The 16,675-nt window shown below is 68.3% G+C and carries 18 protein-coding genes and 1 pseudogene; 6 read left to right on the forward strand and 13 right to left on the reverse strand.

Annotated elements, in window-relative coordinates; all coding sequences use genetic code 11:
- Positions 1-312 precede the first annotated feature (312 nt).
- Positions 313-783, forward strand: a complete 471-nt coding sequence (gene lysM / locus ACVK00_RS21660) for a peptidoglycan-binding protein LysM (RefSeq protein WP_166725586.1) — start codon at positions 313-315, stop codon at positions 781-783.
- A 90-nt stretch (positions 784-873) separates the two neighbouring features.
- Here lysM and ACVK00_RS21665 read toward each other — a convergent pair whose 3' ends face one another.
- Positions 874-1,896 (reverse strand): asparaginase, encoded by a 1,023-nt coding sequence (locus ACVK00_RS21665; protein ID WP_284890624.1) that lies wholly within the window; start codon positions 1,894-1,896, stop codon positions 874-876.
- 274 nt (positions 1,897-2,170) lie between these two features.
- Here ACVK00_RS21665 and ACVK00_RS21670 point away from each other — a divergent pair, with 274 nt between their 5' ends.
- The 3 genes from ACVK00_RS21670 to ACVK00_RS21680 all read left to right on the forward strand — a co-directional run bounded on the left by ACVK00_RS21670 (position 2,171) and on the right by ACVK00_RS21680 (position 4,063).
- Positions 2,171-2,461, forward strand: a complete 291-nt coding sequence (locus ACVK00_RS21670) for a PsiF family protein (protein ID WP_174388134.1) — start codon at positions 2,171-2,173, stop codon at positions 2,459-2,461.
- A 319-nt stretch (positions 2,462-2,780) separates the two neighbouring features.
- Positions 2,781-3,239: a hypothetical protein gene (locus ACVK00_RS21675; protein WP_228904531.1), complete on the forward strand. Its 459-nt coding sequence runs from the start codon at positions 2,781-2,783 to the stop codon at positions 3,237-3,239.
- A 236-nt stretch (positions 3,240-3,475) separates the two neighbouring features.
- A complete protein-coding gene (locus ACVK00_RS21680) occupies positions 3,476-4,063 on the forward strand; it encodes a BPSL1445 family SYLF domain-containing lipoprotein (RefSeq protein ID WP_006761880.1) in 588 nt (195 codons plus the stop codon).
- Positions 4,064-4,159: 96 nt separating this feature from the next.
- Here ACVK00_RS21680 and ACVK00_RS21685 read toward each other — a convergent pair whose 3' ends face one another.
- The 9 genes from ACVK00_RS21685 to mltG form a co-directional block, all read right to left on the reverse strand.
- A complete protein-coding gene (locus ACVK00_RS21685) occupies positions 4,160-5,224 on the reverse strand; it encodes a glycosyltransferase family 4 protein (RefSeq protein WP_284890618.1) in 1,065 nt (354 codons plus the stop codon).
- A gap of 275 nt (positions 5,225-5,499) precedes the next feature.
- Positions 5,500-6,675, reverse strand: coding sequence for an AAA family ATPase (locus tag ACVK00_RS21690; protein ID WP_284890616.1), 1,176 nt, complete (start codon positions 6,673-6,675; stop codon positions 5,500-5,502).
- Positions 6,676-6,697: 22 nt separating this feature from the next.
- Positions 6,698-7,870 carry a mechanosensitive ion channel family protein gene (locus ACVK00_RS21695; protein WP_284890614.1) on the reverse strand — a complete coding sequence of 391 codons (1,173 nt, stop codon included), beginning with the start codon at positions 7,868-7,870 and terminating at the stop codon, positions 6,698-6,700.
- A gap of 96 nt (positions 7,871-7,966) precedes the next feature.
- On the reverse strand, positions 7,967-8,323 hold the full coding sequence (locus ACVK00_RS21700; protein ID WP_006755340.1) for a Rap1a/Tai family immunity protein: 357 nt from the start codon (positions 8,321-8,323) through the stop codon (positions 7,967-7,969).
- 122 nt (positions 8,324-8,445) lie between these two features.
- Positions 8,446-9,156, reverse strand: a complete 711-nt coding sequence (locus ACVK00_RS21705) for an ankyrin repeat domain-containing protein (RefSeq protein ID WP_228904540.1) — start codon at positions 9,154-9,156, stop codon at positions 8,446-8,448.
- A 40-nt stretch (positions 9,157-9,196) separates the two neighbouring features.
- Positions 9,197-9,979, reverse strand: a complete 783-nt coding sequence (locus tag ACVK00_RS21710) for a TatD family hydrolase (RefSeq protein WP_228904542.1) — start codon at positions 9,977-9,979, stop codon at positions 9,197-9,199.
- A 79-nt stretch (positions 9,980-10,058) separates the two neighbouring features.
- The gene (locus ACVK00_RS21715; protein WP_284890609.1) at positions 10,059-11,087 is read right to left on the reverse strand and encodes a DNA polymerase III subunit delta'; all 1,029 of its coding nucleotides are present in this window, start codon (positions 11,085-11,087) and stop codon (positions 10,059-10,061) included.
- 18 nt (positions 11,088-11,105) lie between these two features.
- Positions 11,106-11,726: a dTMP kinase gene (tmk, locus tag ACVK00_RS21720; RefSeq protein ID WP_006755651.1), complete on the reverse strand. Its 621-nt coding sequence runs from the start codon at positions 11,724-11,726 to the stop codon at positions 11,106-11,108.
- Positions 11,726-12,745 (reverse strand): endolytic transglycosylase MltG, encoded by a 1,020-nt coding sequence (gene mltG, locus ACVK00_RS21725; RefSeq protein WP_228904545.1) that lies wholly within the window; start codon positions 12,743-12,745, stop codon positions 11,726-11,728. Before mltG ends, tmk begins: the two co-directional genes overlap by 1 nt.
- A 77-nt stretch (positions 12,746-12,822) precedes the next feature.
- Here mltG and ygfZ point away from each other — a divergent pair, with 77 nt between their 5' ends.
- Both ygfZ and ACVK00_RS21735 read left to right on the forward strand, forming a co-directional pair.
- Positions 12,823-13,857, forward strand: coding sequence for a CAF17-like 4Fe-4S cluster assembly/insertion protein YgfZ (gene ygfZ / locus ACVK00_RS21730; protein WP_228904546.1), 1,035 nt, complete (start codon positions 12,823-12,825; stop codon positions 13,855-13,857).
- Positions 13,858-13,933: 76 nt separating this feature from the next.
- Positions 13,934-14,779 (forward strand): NRDE family protein, encoded by an 846-nt coding sequence (locus ACVK00_RS21735; protein ID WP_228904547.1) that lies wholly within the window; start codon positions 13,934-13,936, stop codon positions 14,777-14,779.
- 45 nt (positions 14,780-14,824) lie between these two features.
- Here the strand turns inward: ACVK00_RS21735 and ACVK00_RS21740 are convergent, their stop codons facing one another.
- The 3 genes and pseudogenes from ACVK00_RS21740 to ACVK00_RS21750 form a co-directional block, all read right to left on the reverse strand.
- Positions 14,825-15,265, reverse strand: a complete 441-nt coding sequence (locus ACVK00_RS21740; RefSeq protein ID WP_228904548.1) for a GNAT family N-acetyltransferase — start codon at positions 15,263-15,265, stop codon at positions 14,825-14,827.
- A gap of 34 nt (positions 15,266-15,299) precedes the next feature.
- Positions 15,300-16,259 (reverse strand): alpha/beta hydrolase, encoded by a 960-nt coding sequence (locus tag ACVK00_RS21745; RefSeq protein WP_284890605.1) that lies wholly within the window; start codon positions 16,257-16,259, stop codon positions 15,300-15,302.
- A gap of 61 nt (positions 16,260-16,320) precedes the next feature.
- A pseudogene (locus ACVK00_RS21750) lies at positions 16,321-16,644 on the reverse strand (NADP-dependent oxidoreductase); the annotation flags it as partial.
- Positions 16,645-16,675 lie beyond the last annotated feature (31 nt).

The raw sequence follows: 16,675 nt of genomic DNA on the forward strand, positions 1-16,675 counted from the left end.
CGGGGCGAAAAACGCCGCTCTGGGCTGAGAGCGGCGTGGTGGGGTCCGCAGCGGCACCCGGCGGCGCCGGGGAAGCCTTGGTCGGTCAGACGTCGTCGTCGGGTGTCCGCCTGTCGGATTTCGCGTATTACATTTCTTTACGTTCAGGCGTGCGATTTTTCATGCAATCGTCGCGATGAACGCCTACACTTTCGCCACGCCTTTCGAGAAATCCGCCGCGCCTGGCGCTCACTCCGGTGAGTGCGCTCAGCGCGGTGTTTTTTTCGCCACTTCACGGCGCGTTTTCTTTTCAACCACCTAGGGAGTGCAGCGATGGGTCTTCTTTCGTTTATTAAAGAGGCGGGTGAAAAACTGCTGGGTCATGCTGACGCGCAAGCAGCGGAAGATCCGAATGCGGCGAACCAGACCGCCGCCGATGCGATCAAGAACTACATCAGCTCGCAGGGTCTCGATACGTCGAATCTGACCGTCGCGTTCGACGGCGCGTCGCGCACCGTCACGCTGTCGGGCAGCGTCGGCGACCTCGACACGAAGGCGAAGGTCAAGGTCGCGGCCGGCAACGTGCAAGGCGTCGCGGGCGTCAACGACGACGATCTGCAGCCGGACGATCCGGAAGTTCAGTACCATGACGTGAAGCCGGGCGATACGCTGTCGGCGATCGCGAAGGAAGTGTACGGCGACGCGAACAAGTACCCGGCGATCTTCGAGGCGAACAAGCCGATGCTGTCGAGCCCGGACCGGATCTATCCGGGCCAGAAGCTCGTGATTCCGCCGCAGTCCTGAGCAATCGCCCAGCACTGACGCAAAAAAGGCAGGCCATTGGCCTGCCTTTTTTTCATGCGCGCCGCGTGCCGCCCGATCGGCGGCCACCGGTCACAGCGTGTCGAATGCGCGTTGCAGCGCATCGCGCCCTTGAATGCCGTTCGCGAGCGCCAGCATCAGCAGCACGCGTGCCTTGAACGGGCTCAGCGATCCGGCGCTCACGAAACCGAGCGCCTCGTCGTTCGCCGCGCCGTTGCGCATCACGTGCCCCGAGCCGACCCGCGACGCGCGCACCACCGTGACGCCGGCATTCACCGCATCGGCGAGCGCTGCCTGCAGCGTCGCATGGATCGACCCGTTGCCGGTGCCCGCGACGACGAGGCCGCGCACGCCGGCCGCGACAAGTGCGTCGACGGCCGTGCGCGTCACGCCCGCATAGCTCGCGACGACTTCGACCGGTGGCCACGCCGCGGCGATCGCCAGTTGCGCATCGCGCGCGCGCGTCACGCGGCGCGCGAATTCGACGCGGCCGTCCTGTACCCAGCCGAGCGCACCCAGTTCCGGCGACTGGAATGCGTCGACCGCATAGGTGCTCGTCTTCACGACGTCACGCGCGCCGTGAATCCGGTTGTTGAACGCGACGAGCACGCCCTGCCCGCGCGCGGCCGGATGGGCGGCGACCGTCACTGCGTTCAGCAGGTTCAGCGGGCCGTCGGACGACAGCGCGGTGGCCGGCCGCATCGCGGCCGTCAGCACGACCGGCTTGTCGCCGGTCACGACCAGATGCAGCGCGTACGCGGTTTCCTCGAGCGTGTCGGTACCGTGGGTGATCACGATGCCGTCGATCGCCGGATCGGCCATCAGCGCGTCGATGCGCGCGGCGAGCGTATTCCACAGCGGCAGCGCGAGATCCTTGCTGTCGATGCTGGCGACCTGCTCGGCGTCGATGCGCGCGACCGACGCGAGCGCCGGCACCGCGTCGAGCAGGAAATTGACGCCGAGCGCGCCGGCCTGGTAGCCGGCCGTGCTGGCGGCGTCCGGCGCGGCGCCGGCGATCGTGCCGCCGGTGGCAAGTACGGCGATGCGCGGCAGGGCCGACGACGACGAAGGGGATGCGGGGTTCGGAGTATTCATGGCCGCGATTGTAATGGCTCGCGGCCGGCATCCGACAGGTTCCGCGTGTATGGCCCGGGCCGACGCCCCCACGTCATGGTTTGTCCCGATCACCGGCGCGCGCACGCACCGTCAACGGCTACGCGACCCGCCGCGTTATACGAATGCCGTTTTGGTGTTTTCACATTGATTTGCCATAATCGGAGCGCGCGGCGCGATGCGACCCTGTTCCCGTTGCGCCGGGCTTCGTGACGGCGTCGATATAAAGCGCAATTCACCCCATGGGAGTGTCGAAATGAAAATCCAATCGCTCGTAGCCGCAGTGCTTCTCGGCGGCATGCTGGCTTCCCCCGCTTTCGCGGCGAACAGCCAGCAGGACAAGATGAAGGCCTGTAACACCCAGGCCGCAGGCAAGACGGGCGACGAACGCAAGGCGTTCATGAAGGACTGCCTGTCGACCAAGCCCGCGAAGGCAATGACGCAGCAGGAAAAGATGAAGGCATGCAACACGCAGGCCACCGGCAAGAAGGGCGACGACCGCAAGACGTTCATGAAGAGTTGCCTGAGCAGCCAGCCGGCCGCCTGAGTTCCGGCGCTCCCGCACGAATGCCGCGCACCGCTTCGGCGGGCGCGGCTTTTTTGTTTTCGTTGCACACGCATCGACGCGCGCGATGCGCCCCGATGCGCCGGCGCACCGTCCGGCGGCATCGCCACGCCGACGCCGCGATACGTTGCGCCGCCCTCCCGCCCCGCTTTCCGGGCGCGCCGTGCGAATGCCGCCACATGGTGCGGCAATTCGCCGCGATTTCTTCTATGATGGCTGCAACGCGGCCCATCCAAGTACAAGAAGCGCCATCGGGCCGCCCTCGAGCCGGACGCGCACGCCGCGTCAAACGGAGGCATGGATGGCATGGAGACAACACCGCTGGTTCCGCCGCTGGCTGATCGTGATCGTGTTCTGGGCCGTGCCCGTCGCGATCGTCGCCGTGCGCGAGATCCGCGAGGAAATGGCGTACAACAAGGCCGACCTGGAGCTCGCGCTGACCACCTGGCAGCTCACCGACGCGCAGCAGGCCGCCGGCGCCGCCGCGAAGTGCCACGGGGATCCTGATGCGGCACGGGCGGCCGGCTGCCCGGCCGACGTGCTGAGCGCCAACGCGGCTCGCCAGCAGGCGGCCCGCGACGAATACCTGGTGCGCCGCAATACGCTCGCGGGTTATCTGTGGCATGCGTTCGTCGGCTACTGGGTCGTGCCGGCCGCATTCCTGTTCGCGTGCGGGGTCGTGATCGCACTGATCCGCCGTGCGCTGCGGCGCCCGCCGATCAAGCCGCCCGCTCCGCCGGCGCCCCCCGTCACGCATTGACGCGCAGACCCGCCTTCCCTTTCCCGCCGGCCGCCGGCCGCCTGCCGTCGCCCGGCGCGCGACGCATCGCCGCATGCGCGCCGGGCCATCCGTTGGCGTGCCGCGACACCCCCGATCGATTTGACGCTTTTTCACGTCGCAACGAAAAGAGGCTGTAATCCGCTGTGATATAACTGCCGACGTGATCCGCTCCCTGAGCGAGACTCACTCCGAACGTCATCCGATGGAGAAGAACGATGCAAAAACGGAATCTTGTGCTGAAAGCCGCCGCGGCGCTCATCGTCGGTAGCCTCGCGCTCACCGGTTGCACCACCACCCCGGACAAGCCGGACAACGCCGCGACCAACGCATCAAAGCGTCAAGCGATCGACTCGAGCGTCGATGCCACGCTGTCGCGCATGTATTCCACGGTCAAGGGTTCGCGTGAGCTCGTCGCGAAGTCGCGCGGCGTGCTGGTGTTCCCGAACGTGCTGCAGGCCGGCTTGATCGTCGGCGGCCAGTCCGGCAACGGCGCGCTGCGCGTCGGCGGCAGCACCGTCGGCTACTACAACACGTCGTCGCTGTCGGTCGGCCTGCAGGCCGGTGCGCAGTCGAAGGCGATCGTGTTCCTGTTCATGACGCAGGAAGCGCTCGACGAATTCCGCGGCTCGGACGGCTGGGCAGCCGGCGCTGGCGCTTCGGTCGCGCTCGTGAAGATGGGTGCGAACGGCGCAGTCGATTCCAACACGGCCACCGCACCGGTCCAGGTCGTCGTGCTGACGAACGCAGGCCTGATGGGCGACGTGTCGATCAACGGCACGAAGGTCACGAAGCTCAAGATCTGACGCTGACGCCATGCCCGTGCACATCGTGCGCGGGCCATGCGCAAACGGCGATGTCCTTGCGGGCATCGCCGTTTTTTTATCCGCCCGCGTCGCGCGTCAGGTCGTCGAGTCGATCACCTTGAAGCGCGAGCGCTTCTGCGCGCGGATCACCGACTGGTAGACGTCGACGTACTGCTGCGCCATCCGGCGCGACGTGAAGCGCTGCTCGAAGCGCTGCCGCACGCGCGTGCGCGGCAGCAGGTGCAGCCGGTTCACGGCGGCCACCGCGCTGATTTCATCCTCCACGATGAAACCCGACACGCCCTCGTCGATCACTTCCGGCACCGCGCCGCGATTGAATGCGATCACCGGCGTGCCGCACGACATCGCCTCGATCATCACCAGCCCGAACGGCTCCGGCCAGTCGATCGGAAACAGCAGCGCATGCGCGCCCGACAGGAATTCGGCCTTCTGATGATCGGCGATCTCGCCGACGAATTCGACGTGCGGCAACGCGAAAAGCGGCTTGATCTCGTTATCGAAGTATTCCTCGTCGGCCGCATCGATCTTCGCGGCGATCCGGATCGGCAGCCCGCACTGGCGGGCAATCCGGATCGCCGTGTCGACGCGCTTCTCCGGCGAGATGCGGCCCAGGAACGCAAGATAGCGCGGCTCGACGGGCTGCGGCATGTACATCGTGTCGGGCAGCCCGTGGTGGACGGTCGTCAGCCATTTCGCCTGCGGCAGCGGCTGACGCTGCGAGTTGGAAATCGAGATCACGGGCGCCGTATTGAACGTGTCGAACACCGGCTGCTGCTCGGGCAGGTCGAGCCGGCCGTGCAGCGTCGTCACGTACGGCGTTTCCTGCCGGTTGAAGACCGAGAACGAGTAGTAGTCCATGTGGAAATGGAGCACGTCGAAGTCCTTCGCGCGGCGCGCGACCGTCTCCATCAGCAGCATGTGCGGGGCGACCCGGTCGCGGATCGACGAATCGAGCCGCAGCGCGCGCGGCCACACGGGTTCGAGCTTCGCCCGGGTCGTCGAATCGCCGCTGGCGAACAGCGTCACATCATGGCCGAGATCGACGAGCGCCTCGGTGATGTAGGACACGACGCGTTCCGTGCCACCGTAAAGCTTTGGCGGCACCGATTCGGTCAGCGGGGCGATTTGGGCAATTCTCATGGTCCACGTCTCCTGTGTCCTGTCCGTTGCCGCACGGCCGGCGGGCGTTTGCGCTGTCGCGCCCGCCCCGCTTTCATACGGCGCCGGCCGGCATGGCGCCAGCCGGATATCTCATTATTATTCGCGATCCCGATACAGGGAACCGTCCGTCTTTCATTTTATGGGTGTTGTTACAGACCGGATACATTCCGCCGCGTCGCGGGAGCAGCGCTGCCGGGCCGGCCGAGCCCCTTCCCGGGGCGAGAAGCACCATCGAACGCACGCCGCCGTGCCGCTCAACGCGACGGCCACTTCCATGCCGGCAGGTCGCGCGTGTCGGCATCCACGAGCGCGGTCGCGCCCAGCTGCTTGTCGAGCACCAGCGATTCGCAGCCGGCCTCGCGCTCGAGCGTCGCGATGAGCCGCGCCGCATGCGACACGACCAGCACCTGCGAACGCTGCGCGGCCTGCGCGATCAGGCGGCCAAGCGCCGGCAGCAGATCGGGATGCAGGCTCGTCTCCGGTTCGTTCAGCACCATCAATGCCGGCGGCCGCGGCGTCAGCAGCGCGGCCGCGAGCAGCAGGTAGCGCAGCGTGCCGTCGGACAGTTCGGCGGCGGCGAGCGGCCGCAACAGCCCCGGCTGACGCATCAGCACGTCGAAGCGGCCGCGGCCGCCCGGATTGTCGATCTCGACCGACGCACCGGGAAACGCGTCGTCGATCGCCGCATCGAGTGCCGCGCCGTCGCCGATTTCGCGAATCGTCTGCAGCGCGGCGGCCAGATCGGCGCCGTCGTCCGCCAGCACCGGCGTATGGGTGCCGATATGCGACTGCCGGGCCGGCGCCTGCGCGTCGGTCCGGAAATGGTCGTAGAAGCGCCACGAGCGGATCCGCTCGCGCACCGCGATCATCTCCGGCGCGCCGGTCGGATCGGCGAACTCGGTCATCATGCTGTCGAAGCTCGCGACCGGCTGCGGAACCGTCCGCCAGTCGCCCGACGCGGTGCGCGTGCGGATCTGCGCACCCTGCCGGTCGACCAGCAGCGTCGACGGGCGCGGCAGCGCGCCGCCCCAGATGCATTCGCGCTTGATCACCGGATCGAGCGCGAACTGCGAACGGCTCGGGACCGGCAGGCCGAGATCGATCGCATAGCCGAAATCGTCGCACGCGAAGCCGAGCCTCAGGCTCACGGGCCCCTTGCGCACCGTGCCCGTCACCGGCTCGTCGCCGGCCAGCATCGCGCGCGAGAAGCGCTCGGGGCCGGCCCACAGCGTCGACGGCAATCCGCCCTCGCGCGCGAGCGACGGGATCACGCGGCCCTGCGCGGTGTCGGCGAGCAGGCGCAGCGCACGGTACACGCTCGACTTGCCGCTGCCGTTCGGCCCGGTGACGACGTTGAGCGCCGCGAGCGGCACGATCAGCTCACGCAGCGAGCGGTAATTGGCGATGGCGAGCGTGTTCAGCGCGGTCATGGTGACGGAGGGCGGGCCACGTTCAGCGGCCGTCGACGGCCTGCGGATCGGCGGCGGTGTTGGCCGCCGTGCTGGCGGCGGGCTGCCGCGCATGCGGCCGAACGGGATTCGGCGCGTCCGGTGCGGAATCGTGCGGATACAGCTCCATCCGGCTGCGCGGCAGACATTGCGGAAAACGCGCCTGCAGATACGCGATCAACCCCTCGCGCACGCGGCAGCGCAGGTCCCAGCACGACGACGAATCGACCGCGCTGACGAGCGCGCGCAACTGCATCGCGCGCTCGGTCGCGTCGGTCACCTGCAGTACCTGTACGCGCCCGTCCCACTCTGGCGCCGCCTGGACCAGCCGCGCGAGCTCCTCGCGCAACGGCGCGAGCGGCGTACTGTAGTCGACCGACAGGTACACCGTGCCGATGATTTCCGCGCTGCTGCGCGTCCAGTTCGTGAACGGATTCTCGATGATCCACTGCAGCGGCACGACGAGGCGCCGCTGGTCCCACAGCCGCACCGACACGAACGAGCCGGTGATTTCCTCGATGCGGCCCCACTCGCCCTGGATCACGACGACGTCGTCGAGCCGGATCGGCTGCGTGAGCGCGATCTGCAGCCCGGCGATCAGGTTGCCGAGCACCGGCCGCGCGGCGATACCGGCGACCAGGCCGGCGACGCCGGCCGATGCCAGCAGGCTCGCGCCGACCTGGCGCACGTTCGGGAACGTCATCAGCGCGGCGCCCGTGCCGATGATCACGATCAGCACCATGACGGTTCGCACGAGCACCTTGGCCTGCGTGTGGATGCGCCGCGCGTGGAGATTGTCGGCCGTATCCATCGGATGGGCCTGGATGATCGCGTCGCCGACGCCGGCCGCGAGCCGCACCAGCAGCCAGGTCAGCGACACGATCGAGCCGACCGCGGCCGCGGTGCACATTCCGCGCACGAACGACATGCCCTCGTCCGCCTGGATCCACAGAAACTCGAGCGCGAGCAGCGCGAGCGTGACGAGCGACGGTTTGTCGATATAGCGCAGGATCACGCTCATCAGCGGATACGGCTGCGCGACGCGCTTGACGATGCGTGCGCCGAGACGATGCACGATCAAGACGACAAGCACGACGATGACCGACACGATCAGCGTGCCGAGCCACGAATGCAACGGCGCATCGGCGATGCGCTGCAGTTCCTCGATTGAAATCATCGGCGCCCGGGATGCTTCGGTTATGAGGCGCGGCGGCCTCGTCCTGGATGCGTCGGCGACGTCCGGGCCGCATGCGCGCCCGGATCCGGCGTCAGATCAACTGCCGCCCCTGCAGGGGAACGCCTTGCCGAGACCGAGCGACACCGCGGTGCTCGCGTTGTAGTCGGCCAGCTTCGGGTTCTCCGCGATGTACTTGCGCACCGCGTCGGTCATCTGCTGCGCCCGGATGTCGGGCGGCAGGCAGAAATACTGCCCGACGCGCGGCCCGGTGGTGCCGCCAATCGCGTCGATGGTGTTGTAGACGCCGTCGGCGGCGCCTTCGATGTAGGCCGCGCACGACGCCCGCGACTTGACGTCCGTCTTCGCGCACAGCCGGTCGAGATCCGCGCCCGTGAAAGCCGCCGCCGACAACGGCACGGCAAACGCCGCGGCACAAAACATAGCCCGCAACATGGTGTTCCTTATGTCAATGCGGCCCCCAGGCCGCTCGCTGCGCTGACCGGCACGGCGGCCGGACACCCGCTGCCGGCCGGGTTCCGGCCGGGCGGGCGCGCCCTGCCGCCGCGCCGAAACCGTCATTTTGCACTCTTTTGGGCATCGGCCGGCGCCGATGCGCCGACACGCACCGTCCGCTTGCTCAGGATGTCGATCGCGTCCGGCGCCTTGTAGTGCTTCGCGAACTCGAGCGCGGTGATGCCGAGCTGGTTCTTCACCTGCGGATCGGCGCCCTGGTCGAGCAGCAGATTGACCGTCGTCGCATGGTTGCCGCGGGCGGCCATCATCAGCGGCGTCGTGCCGTTCGGCGACGCCGTGTCGATATACGCGTCGTGGTCGAGCAGGACCTTGACGACCGCGTCCTGGCCGTTGGTGGCCGCGTAGTGCAGCGGCGCCCAGCCCTTCTTGCTGACTTCCGCGCCCTTGTCGATCAGCAACTTGACGAGGCCGACATCACCGTTCAGCGAGGCGAGCATCAGCGCGTTCTCGCCGGCCTTGTCTTCCTTCTCGAGGTCGACGTTCGGCGTCGTGGCGATCGCGGTGGCGACCTTGTCGGACTTCTCGCGCGCGGCGATCACGAGGATCGGGTCGCCGTTCGGCGCGAGCGTGTTCGGATCGAGCTTGCCGCTCTTCAGCTGCTTGCCGATGTCGTCGATGTCGTCGAACTTGACCGCCTTGACGATCGCGTCGAGCGACTCGGCATGCGCGCCGGCGACGGCAAACAGGCCGCTCGCGACGAGCGCGGCGGTGACGAGGGCGCGCTTGGGCAGGTATGTGGTCGGCTTCATCATTGTTGTGGGCTCCTTCCCTGGGTTGTCGGCTGGCCGCGCGTCATGAGCGGGCGATCTTGAACAGCCGGAAAAAGTTCTGTGTCGTCGCATCGGCCAGCGCCTCGACGGCGATCCCGCGCTCGGATGCGATAAAACGTCCGACATGGCTGACGTACGCAGGTTCATTCGGCTTGCCGCGATACGGCACCGGCGCGAGGTACGGCGAGTCGGTTTCGATCAGCAGCCGCTCGAGCGGCACGCGCCGCGCGACGTCCTGCACGTCGGTCGCGTTCTTGAACGTGACAATGCCCGACAGCGAGATATGGAAGTTCTGCGCGAGCGCCTGCTCGGCGACGGCCCACGGCTCGGTGAAGCAGTGCATCACGCCGCCGGGCACGTCCGCGCGCTCCTCGGCCATGATCCGCAGCGTGTCTTCCGACGACGAGCGCGTATGGATGATCAGCGGCTTCATCGTCGCGGTCGCCGCGCGGATATGCGTGCGAAAGCGTTCGCGCTGCCATTCCATGTCGGCGATCGAGCGGCCCTCGAGGCGGTAGTAGTCGAGGCCCGTCTCGCCGATCGCGACGACCTTCGGGTGCGCGGCCAGCTCGATCAGTTCCGCGAGCGTCGGCTCCCGTGCGTCCTCGTGATCGGGATGCACGCCGACCGACGCATAGACGTTGTCGTGCGCCTGCGCGATCGCGAGCACGTCGGGCAGCGTCTCGAAGTCGACCGACACGCACAGCGCGTGCGTGACGTCGTGCTCGCGCATGTTCTCCAGCACGGCCGGCAGGCGGTCGGCGAGACCCTTGAAATTGATGTGGCAGTGAGAATCGACGAACATCGTGTTTCCTGAATACGTAAGACGGGCGCTCAGGCGCTCGCCGGCAATCGTTTCCCCACCCGAAGGAAACAATACGCGCTCACGCGAACATTTCCCGATAACCGAGAAACAGTTCCTCGAATACGAGCCGGGCGTTGAGCGGATGGTTCTCGACCGTCCGCTGGCGCGTCACGGACTTCATGAAGCGCGCGAACGCGTTCGCGTCGACCGCCTCCGCGCAACGCGCGAGCGCGGCCGCCTGCATCGGGAAGTAGCGCGGCGCGCCCGCCATGCGCTGCGCGAGCAGATCGTACAGCCAGCGCTGCAGCCAGCCGAGTACCAGCGGCACCGGCAGCTTCTGCAGCGTCTCGCCGCAGGCGAACGGATCGCACGCGGCGCCGGCCGCGAGCTGGCCGAGCGTGAAATCGCGCAGCGGGCGGTTCTCGTCGCTCGCGAGCGCCAGCGCGGCGAGCGGCGCGCCGCCCGCTTCGGCGAGCAGCGCACGCGCATCGTCGACGCCCCGCGCCGCGAGCCACGCCGCGGCCGCGTCGGGCGCCGGCACGGTCATCGGCCACTGCCGGCAGCGGCTGATGATGGTCGGCAACAGCCGGTCGATGCGGGCCGACACCAGCAGGAACACGACGCCCGACGGCGGCTCCTCCAGTGTCTTCAGCAGCGCGTTCGACGCGGCGACGTTCAGCGCCTCGGCCGGATACAGCACAACGACGCGCGCGCCGCCACGGTGTGAACCGACCCCGCAGAAATCGAGCAACGCACGCACCTGCTCGATCTTGATCTCCTTGCTCGGCGCGCGCGTCTTCTTGCCGCCTTCATCGGCGTCGGCCGGCTTCGCGTCGTCGGCCGCGCCCGGCGCTTCGCCCGCGAGCACCTCGGGCAGCACGATCCGGTAGTCCGGATGGTTGCCCTGCGCGAACCACGTGCAGGCCGCGCAGGTGCCGCACGGCTCGCCGTTCGGCTGCGGCGCTTCGCACAGGAAGCCCTGCGCGAGATGCTGCGCGAACTGCAGCTTGCCGATCCCGGCCTGGCCGTGCAGCAGCAACGCATGCGGCCATTGCGGGCGCAGTTGCTGCAAGCGGTTCCAGTCGTCGGTCTGCCACGGATAGATCATGTGGTGCGTTCCTTCGGGTTACAGCGCGGCGAGCACGCGTTCGAGCTGCTGGCGGATCTCGGGAATCGACTGCGTCGCGTCGACGATCGCGAAGCGGTGCGGCGCCTCTTCCGCGCGCCGCAGGTATTCGCCGCGGGTGCGCGAGAAAAACGCGTCCGACTCGCTTTCGAACTTGTCGGGCATGCGCACGGCGCCGCGGCGCTCGCTCGCCACCTGCGGCGCGACGTCGAACAGCACCGTCAGGTCGGGCTGGAAGCCGCCCTGCACCCAGCGCTCGAGCGTCTCGAGCTTGTCGCGCGGCAACCCGCGGCCGCCGCCCTGGTACGCGAACGTTGCGTCGGTGAAGCGATCGGACACGACCCAGTCGCCGCGCGCGAGCGCGGGCTCGATCACGAGCGCGAGGTGTTCACGCCGGGCCGCGAACATCAGCAGTGCTTCGGTCTCGAGATCCATCGGCTGGTTCAGCAGGATCTCGCGCAGCTTCTCGCCGAGCTGCGTGCCGCCCGGCTCGCGGGTGACGACGACCTGCCGGCCGCTCGCGGCCAGCTTCGCCTGGAGACGTTCGCAGAACCATTGCAGGTGGGTGGTCTTCCCCGCCCCGTCGATGCCTTCGAACGTGATGAATTTACCGCTCGCCATTATTGACCTCGTATGTACTTGTCCACGGCCTTGTTGTGATCGCCGAGCGTATCCGAGAACACGCTCGTGCCGTCACCCTTCGCAACGAAATAGAGCGCGCCCGTCTGGGCCGGATTGATCGCCGCCTGCAGCGAGGCGACGCCCGGCAGGGCGATCGGCGTCGGCGGCAGCCCGCGGCGCGTATAGGTATTGTAAGGAGTGTCGGCCTGCAGGTCGCGCTTGCGCAGGCGGCCGTCGTAGGCGTCGCCGAGGCCGTAGATCACCGACGGATCGGTCTGCAGCGGCATCCCGATGCGCAGCCGGTTCGCGAACACCGCCGCGACGAACGTGCGGTCCGCCGCGTGGCCCGTTTCCTTTTCGACGATCGACGCGATCGTCAACGCTTCGTAAGGCGTCTTGTACGGCAGCCCCGGCGCGCGCGCGGCCCATGCTTCGTCGAGACGCGTCTGCATCAGGTGGTACGCGCGCCGGTAGATGTTCAGGTCGCTCGTGCCCTTGTCGAACAGGTAGGTGTCGGGGAAGAACAGCCCCTCGCCGCTGCCGCGCTGGATCGCGGCGTCCGACGCGCCGATCGCGCGCAGCAGCTCGGCGTCGCTCATGCCGGCGCTCGCGTGCGCGAGATCGGGATTGCCGTCGATTTCCGCACGCATCCGCTTGAAGGTCCAGCCCTCGATCACGGTCGCGACGTACTCGTTCACGTCGCCGCGCGCGATCTTCTGCAGTACGTCGTACGGCGTGATGCCGGTCTTGAATTCGTAGTTGCCGGACTTGAGCCGGCTCGACAGCCCGAGCAGGCGCGTCATCGCGACGAAGCCGAGCGGCTCGACCGGCACACCGCCGCGCTTGAGCTGCAGCGCGACGCTCTTCACGCTGCTGCGCGGCTTGATCGTGACGTCGAGCGACGCGGCGCCCAGCAGCAGCGGCCGGGTCGCCCAGTAATACCCGCCGCCCGCGCCGGCAGCGGCCACAACGACGGCCAGCGCCACGACCGTCGCGGCGCATTTCTTCAGTAGGGACATGGAAACGAGACTCAGGTAAGACCCATATAATACTTGCTCGCCTCCGTCAAAGTCAGAGTTGACTGTTCCCTCATTCCATGAGCACACCGTTCGCTTCACCGGCTGCCCAGGCCGCACCTGCCTCGCTCCCCGTTTTCCGCCGCCCGTCCGCCGCCGATTTCGATGCGCCGGGCGCCTGCATGCCGCTCCCGCAGTTCGGCGTGATCGACGTGGCCGGCGACGACGCCGCGACGTTCCTGCACAGCCAGCTCACCAACGACATCGAGCATCTCGATGCCGCGAGTGCGCGCCTGTCCGGCTACTGCTCGGCGAAGGGCCGCCTGCTCGCGTCGTTCCTCGCATGGCGCGCCGGTCACGGCGTGCGCCTGCTGGTCTCGAAAGACGTCCAGGCCGCCGTTCAGAAACGCTTGTCAATGTTCGTGCTGCGCTCGAAGGCGAAACTGTCGGACGCGAGCGACACGCTCGCGGTGGTCGGCTTCGCGGGCGACGTGCGCGATGCGCTGTCGGGCATCTTCGACGCGCTGCCTGACGGCGTGCACGTGAAGGTCGACGGCCCGGCCGGGGCGCTGATCCGCGTGCCGGACGCGGCAGGCCGCAAGCGCTATCTGTGGATCGGGCCGCGCGCGGAAGTCGACGCGCGCCTCGCCGCGCTCGGCGGCACGCTGCCGGTCGTGTCGCCGGCCGTATGGGACTGGCTCGACGTGCGCGCGGGCGAGCCGCGCATCACGCAGCCGGCCGTCGAACAGTTCGTGCCGCAGATGGTCAACTTCGACGTGATCGGCGCCGTTAACTTCAGGAAGGGGTGCTACCCGGGCCAGGAAGTCGTCGCGCGCAGCCAGTACCGCGGCACGATCAAGCGCCGCACCGCGCTCGCGCATGTCACCGGCGAGACCGACACCGTGCATGCCGGCGTCGAGCTGTTCCACAGCGACGACCCGGGCCAGCCGTGCGGAATGATCGTCAATGCGGCGGCCGCACCCGCGGGCGGCGTTGACGCGCTCGTCGAGATCAAGCTGGCCGCGCTCGACAGCGGCACCGTGCACCTCGGCGCGGCCGACGGACCGACGCTCGCGTTCGACGCGCTGCCGTACGCATGGCCGACGGAAGCGTGACGCACTGATAACCTGTTCGCACGCCGGTTCGCACGTGGCGGCCGGCGCACGATGTTTCCTGCGAGAGATTCGCCCGATGTGTCTGATTGCCTTCGACTGGCAGCCTGATGCCGCCGCCGGTCCTGTCTTTACCCTCACCGCCAACCGCGACGAGTTCTTTCGCCGTACGAGTGCGCCGCTTTCGTGGTGGGAGGACGTGCCGGGTGTGCTGGCCGGCCGCGATCTCGAAGCGGGCGGCACGTGGCTCGGCGTATCCCGCGACGGCCGCTTCGCGGCGCTGACCAATTACCGCGCGCCGTTCGACATTCGCGCGGGCGCACCAACCCGCGGCAAGCTCGTGTCCGATTTCCTCGGCGGCCCGTCCGTCGCGCCGCTCGATTATCTCGGCGCGCTGGCCGAGCACGCGGCCGTGTACAACGGCTTCAACCTGCTGGTCGGCGACTGGAAGCGACGCGAACTCGCGTGGTTCTGCAACCGCGCGGCCGAAGGCGAAACCGCTGTCGCCCCGCCGGTCGCGATCGGCGCCGGCGTGCATGCGCTGTCGAACGCGCGGCTCGATACACCCTGGCCGAAAGTCGTGCGCAAGCGCGCGGAACTCGGCACGCTGCTCACTGACAATCCGACCCCGTCGCTCGACGAACTGATCGAGCTGATGCGCGATCCGCACGTCGCGGACGACGACGCGCTGCCGCACACCGGCATTCCGATCGAGCGCGAGCGTGCGCTGTCGGCCGCGTTCATCGAGACACCCGAATACGGTACGCGCGGCACGACTGCGCTGCGCGTGACGATGAAGGAAGGCGTGCGGCTGACGGTCGACATCAAGGAACGCTGCGACGACGACGGCTCGCACCGCACCGTTCGCCCGGGCACGTTCGAGCGCACGTTCACGTTCGACATCGACGCGACGCAGCCGCGCTGAGCCTGCGCGTGCGGCGCCCGGGCCTGTTCATACGAATAACGGGCTCTAGGGCGCGCGCGCCATCTCGACGTGCGGCACGCCCACTTCGACGAACCGGTCGCCGATCGTCGTGAAACCGTGCCGTACGTAGAACGCCACCGCGGCATCCTGCGCGTAGAGCCGCACGACCGGTTCGCCGCGATGCCGCGCCGCCTCCAGCAGCGCGTGCAGCACGGCCGATCCGGCGCCCTGCCCGCGCGCGTCGGCCAGCACCGCGACGCGGCCGATCGTGCCGGAGCGCAGCAGCCGTCCGGTCCCGACCGCGCGGCGTGTGCCGGTCGCCGCATCGACACGGTAGGCAACCGCGTGCAGCGACAACGGATCCTCGTCGTCGAGCTCCCATTCCGGGGGAATCCGCTGCTCGCGCACGAACACCGCATCGCGAATGCGGGCGGCATCGCCGCCCAGCACCGTCCAGTCGCCCGTTTCCACCCAGTCGTCGGTCATCGCTTCCTCCGCGCGGCGTCGAGCGCCGCCGCCGTCAAACGTCGTCGAATGCCGCCTTGAGCGCCGCCACCGCGTCGGCATGCGCGGCCCGCACCTCCGGCACGTAGCCGCCCATCTTGAAGAACTCGTGGATCATCCCCGGATAGCAGACCAGCGTGACCGAATTGCCGGCTGCGCGCAGCTTGTCCGCGTACGCGGCGCCCTCGTCGCTCAGCGGATCGTATTCGGCCGTCGCGATCCATGCCGGTGCGACACCGGCGAACGACGGCGCATCGCGCTTGCCGTCGAGCGGCGCGAAACGCCAGTCGTCGCGATCGGACCGATCGCGCACGTATTGCGTGAAGAACCACTGGATCGTGTCCTGCGTCAGCAGGTAGCCGTTCGCGAGCCGCGCGTGCGATTCGGTGTCCTGGTGGCCCGTCACGCCCGGATAGATCAGCATCTGCAGCGCAAGGTCGATGCCCGCGTCGCGCGCGAGCACCGCGCAGACGGTCGCGAGCGTGCCGCCCGCGCTGTCGCCGCCGAGCGCGAGCCGCGTCGCGTCGATGCCGAAGGCGGCGGCCTCGCGATGCAGCCAGCGCAATGCGTCGTCGGCGTCGTTCACCGCGGTCGGGAACCGGTGTTCGGGCGCGAGCCGATAGTCGACCGACAGCACCGCGCACTGCGCGTCGCGCGCGAACATCCGGCACAGCGCGTCGTGCGTATCGACGCTGCCGACCGTGAAGCCGCCACCGTGGTAATAGACCAGCGCCGGCAGCGGTTCGGCGAGGCTCGGCTCGACCGGCAGGTACAGCCGCGCGCCGATCGAGCGGCCGTCGCGCGTCGGCACGACGCAGGCCTCGATCGAATGCATCGGCGCGGGTGCGACGTCGAGAATCGGTGCGCTCTTCTCGTACGCGGCGCGCGCCTGCTGCGGCGTCTGGTGGTGATAGGACGGACGTTTCGCGCGCTCGACCATATCGAGCACCTGGGCGATCTTCGGATTCAGCGGCATCGGTGAGGACGGCGCGTGCGGCGCCGTGAGCGGACAAGCGTCACATGATGCCACGCGCGGGTCAGACGAGCTGCACCAGCTGCTTGCCGAAATTGCGGCCCTTCAGGAGCCCGAGGAGCGCGGGCGGCGCCCGCTCGAGCCCGTGTGCGATCGTCTCGCGGTAATGCAGCCGCTTCGTCGCGACGAGTTCGCTCAGCTCGGCCAGCGCGGGCGGCCACGCGTCCGGATGCTCGAATACGATGAAACCCTGCATCGTCAGTCGCGAGCGCAGGATCAGGCCCGGATTCGCGAGCGGCGCGGGCACGCCGTCGTAGCCGGCGATCATCCCGCATACCGCGATCCGACCGAACGGTCTCCTTGGCTTCATTCGCGCCATATCGCCATCCCGTCGCGGATCCGTGCCGCAAAACAAAACG

The sequence above is a fragment of the Burkholderia sp. PvR073 genome, from assembly GCF_054055695.1.

Excerpts from the sequence above, each read along its gene's own strand:
- lysM (WP_166725586.1), top strand. The coding sequence starts at position 313 with ATGGGTCTTCTTTCGTTTATTAAAGAGGCGGGTGAAAAACTGCTGGGT.
- ACVK00_RS21665 (WP_284890624.1), bottom strand. The coding sequence starts at position 1,896 with ATGAATACTCCGAACCCCGCATCCCCTTCGTCGTCGTCGGCCCTGCCG.
- ACVK00_RS21670 (WP_174388134.1), top strand. The coding sequence starts at position 2,171 with ATGAAAATCCAATCGCTCGTAGCCGCAGTGCTTCTCGGCGGCATGCTG.
- ACVK00_RS21675 (WP_228904531.1), top strand. The coding sequence starts at position 2,781 with ATGGCATGGAGACAACACCGCTGGTTCCGCCGCTGGCTGATCGTGATC.
- ACVK00_RS21680 (WP_006761880.1), top strand. The coding sequence starts at position 3,476 with ATGCAAAAACGGAATCTTGTGCTGAAAGCCGCCGCGGCGCTCATCGTC.
- ACVK00_RS21685 (WP_284890618.1), bottom strand. The coding sequence starts at position 5,224 with ATGAGAATTGCCCAAATCGCCCCGCTGACCGAATCGGTGCCGCCAAAG.
- ACVK00_RS21690 (WP_284890616.1), bottom strand. The coding sequence starts at position 6,675 with ATGACCGCGCTGAACACGCTCGCCATCGCCAATTACCGCTCGCTGCGT.
- ACVK00_RS21695 (WP_284890614.1), bottom strand. The coding sequence starts at position 7,870 with ATGATTTCAATCGAGGAACTGCAGCGCATCGCCGATGCGCCGTTGCAT.
- ACVK00_RS21700 (WP_006755340.1), bottom strand. The coding sequence starts at position 8,323 with ATGTTGCGGGCTATGTTTTGTGCCGCGGCGTTTGCCGTGCCGTTGTCG.
- ACVK00_RS21705 (WP_228904540.1), bottom strand. The coding sequence starts at position 9,156 with ATGATGAAGCCGACCACATACCTGCCCAAGCGCGCCCTCGTCACCGCC.
- ACVK00_RS21710 (WP_228904542.1), bottom strand. The coding sequence starts at position 9,979 with ATGTTCGTCGATTCTCACTGCCACATCAATTTCAAGGGTCTCGCCGAC.
- ACVK00_RS21715 (WP_284890609.1), bottom strand. The coding sequence starts at position 11,087 with ATGATCTATCCGTGGCAGACCGACGACTGGAACCGCTTGCAGCAACTG.
- tmk (WP_006755651.1), bottom strand. The coding sequence starts at position 11,726 with ATGGCGAGCGGTAAATTCATCACGTTCGAAGGCATCGACGGGGCGGGG.
- mltG (WP_228904545.1), bottom strand. The coding sequence starts at position 12,745 with ATGTCCCTACTGAAGAAATGCGCCGCGACGGTCGTGGCGCTGGCCGTC.
- ygfZ (WP_228904546.1), top strand. The coding sequence starts at position 12,823 with ATGAGCACACCGTTCGCTTCACCGGCTGCCCAGGCCGCACCTGCCTCG.
- ACVK00_RS21735 (WP_228904547.1), top strand. The coding sequence starts at position 13,934 with ATGTGTCTGATTGCCTTCGACTGGCAGCCTGATGCCGCCGCCGGTCCT.
- ACVK00_RS21740 (WP_228904548.1), bottom strand. The coding sequence starts at position 15,265 with ATGACCGACGACTGGGTGGAAACGGGCGACTGGACGGTGCTGGGCGGC.
- ACVK00_RS21745 (WP_284890605.1), bottom strand. The coding sequence starts at position 16,259 with ATGCCGCTGAATCCGAAGATCGCCCAGGTGCTCGATATGGTCGAGCGC.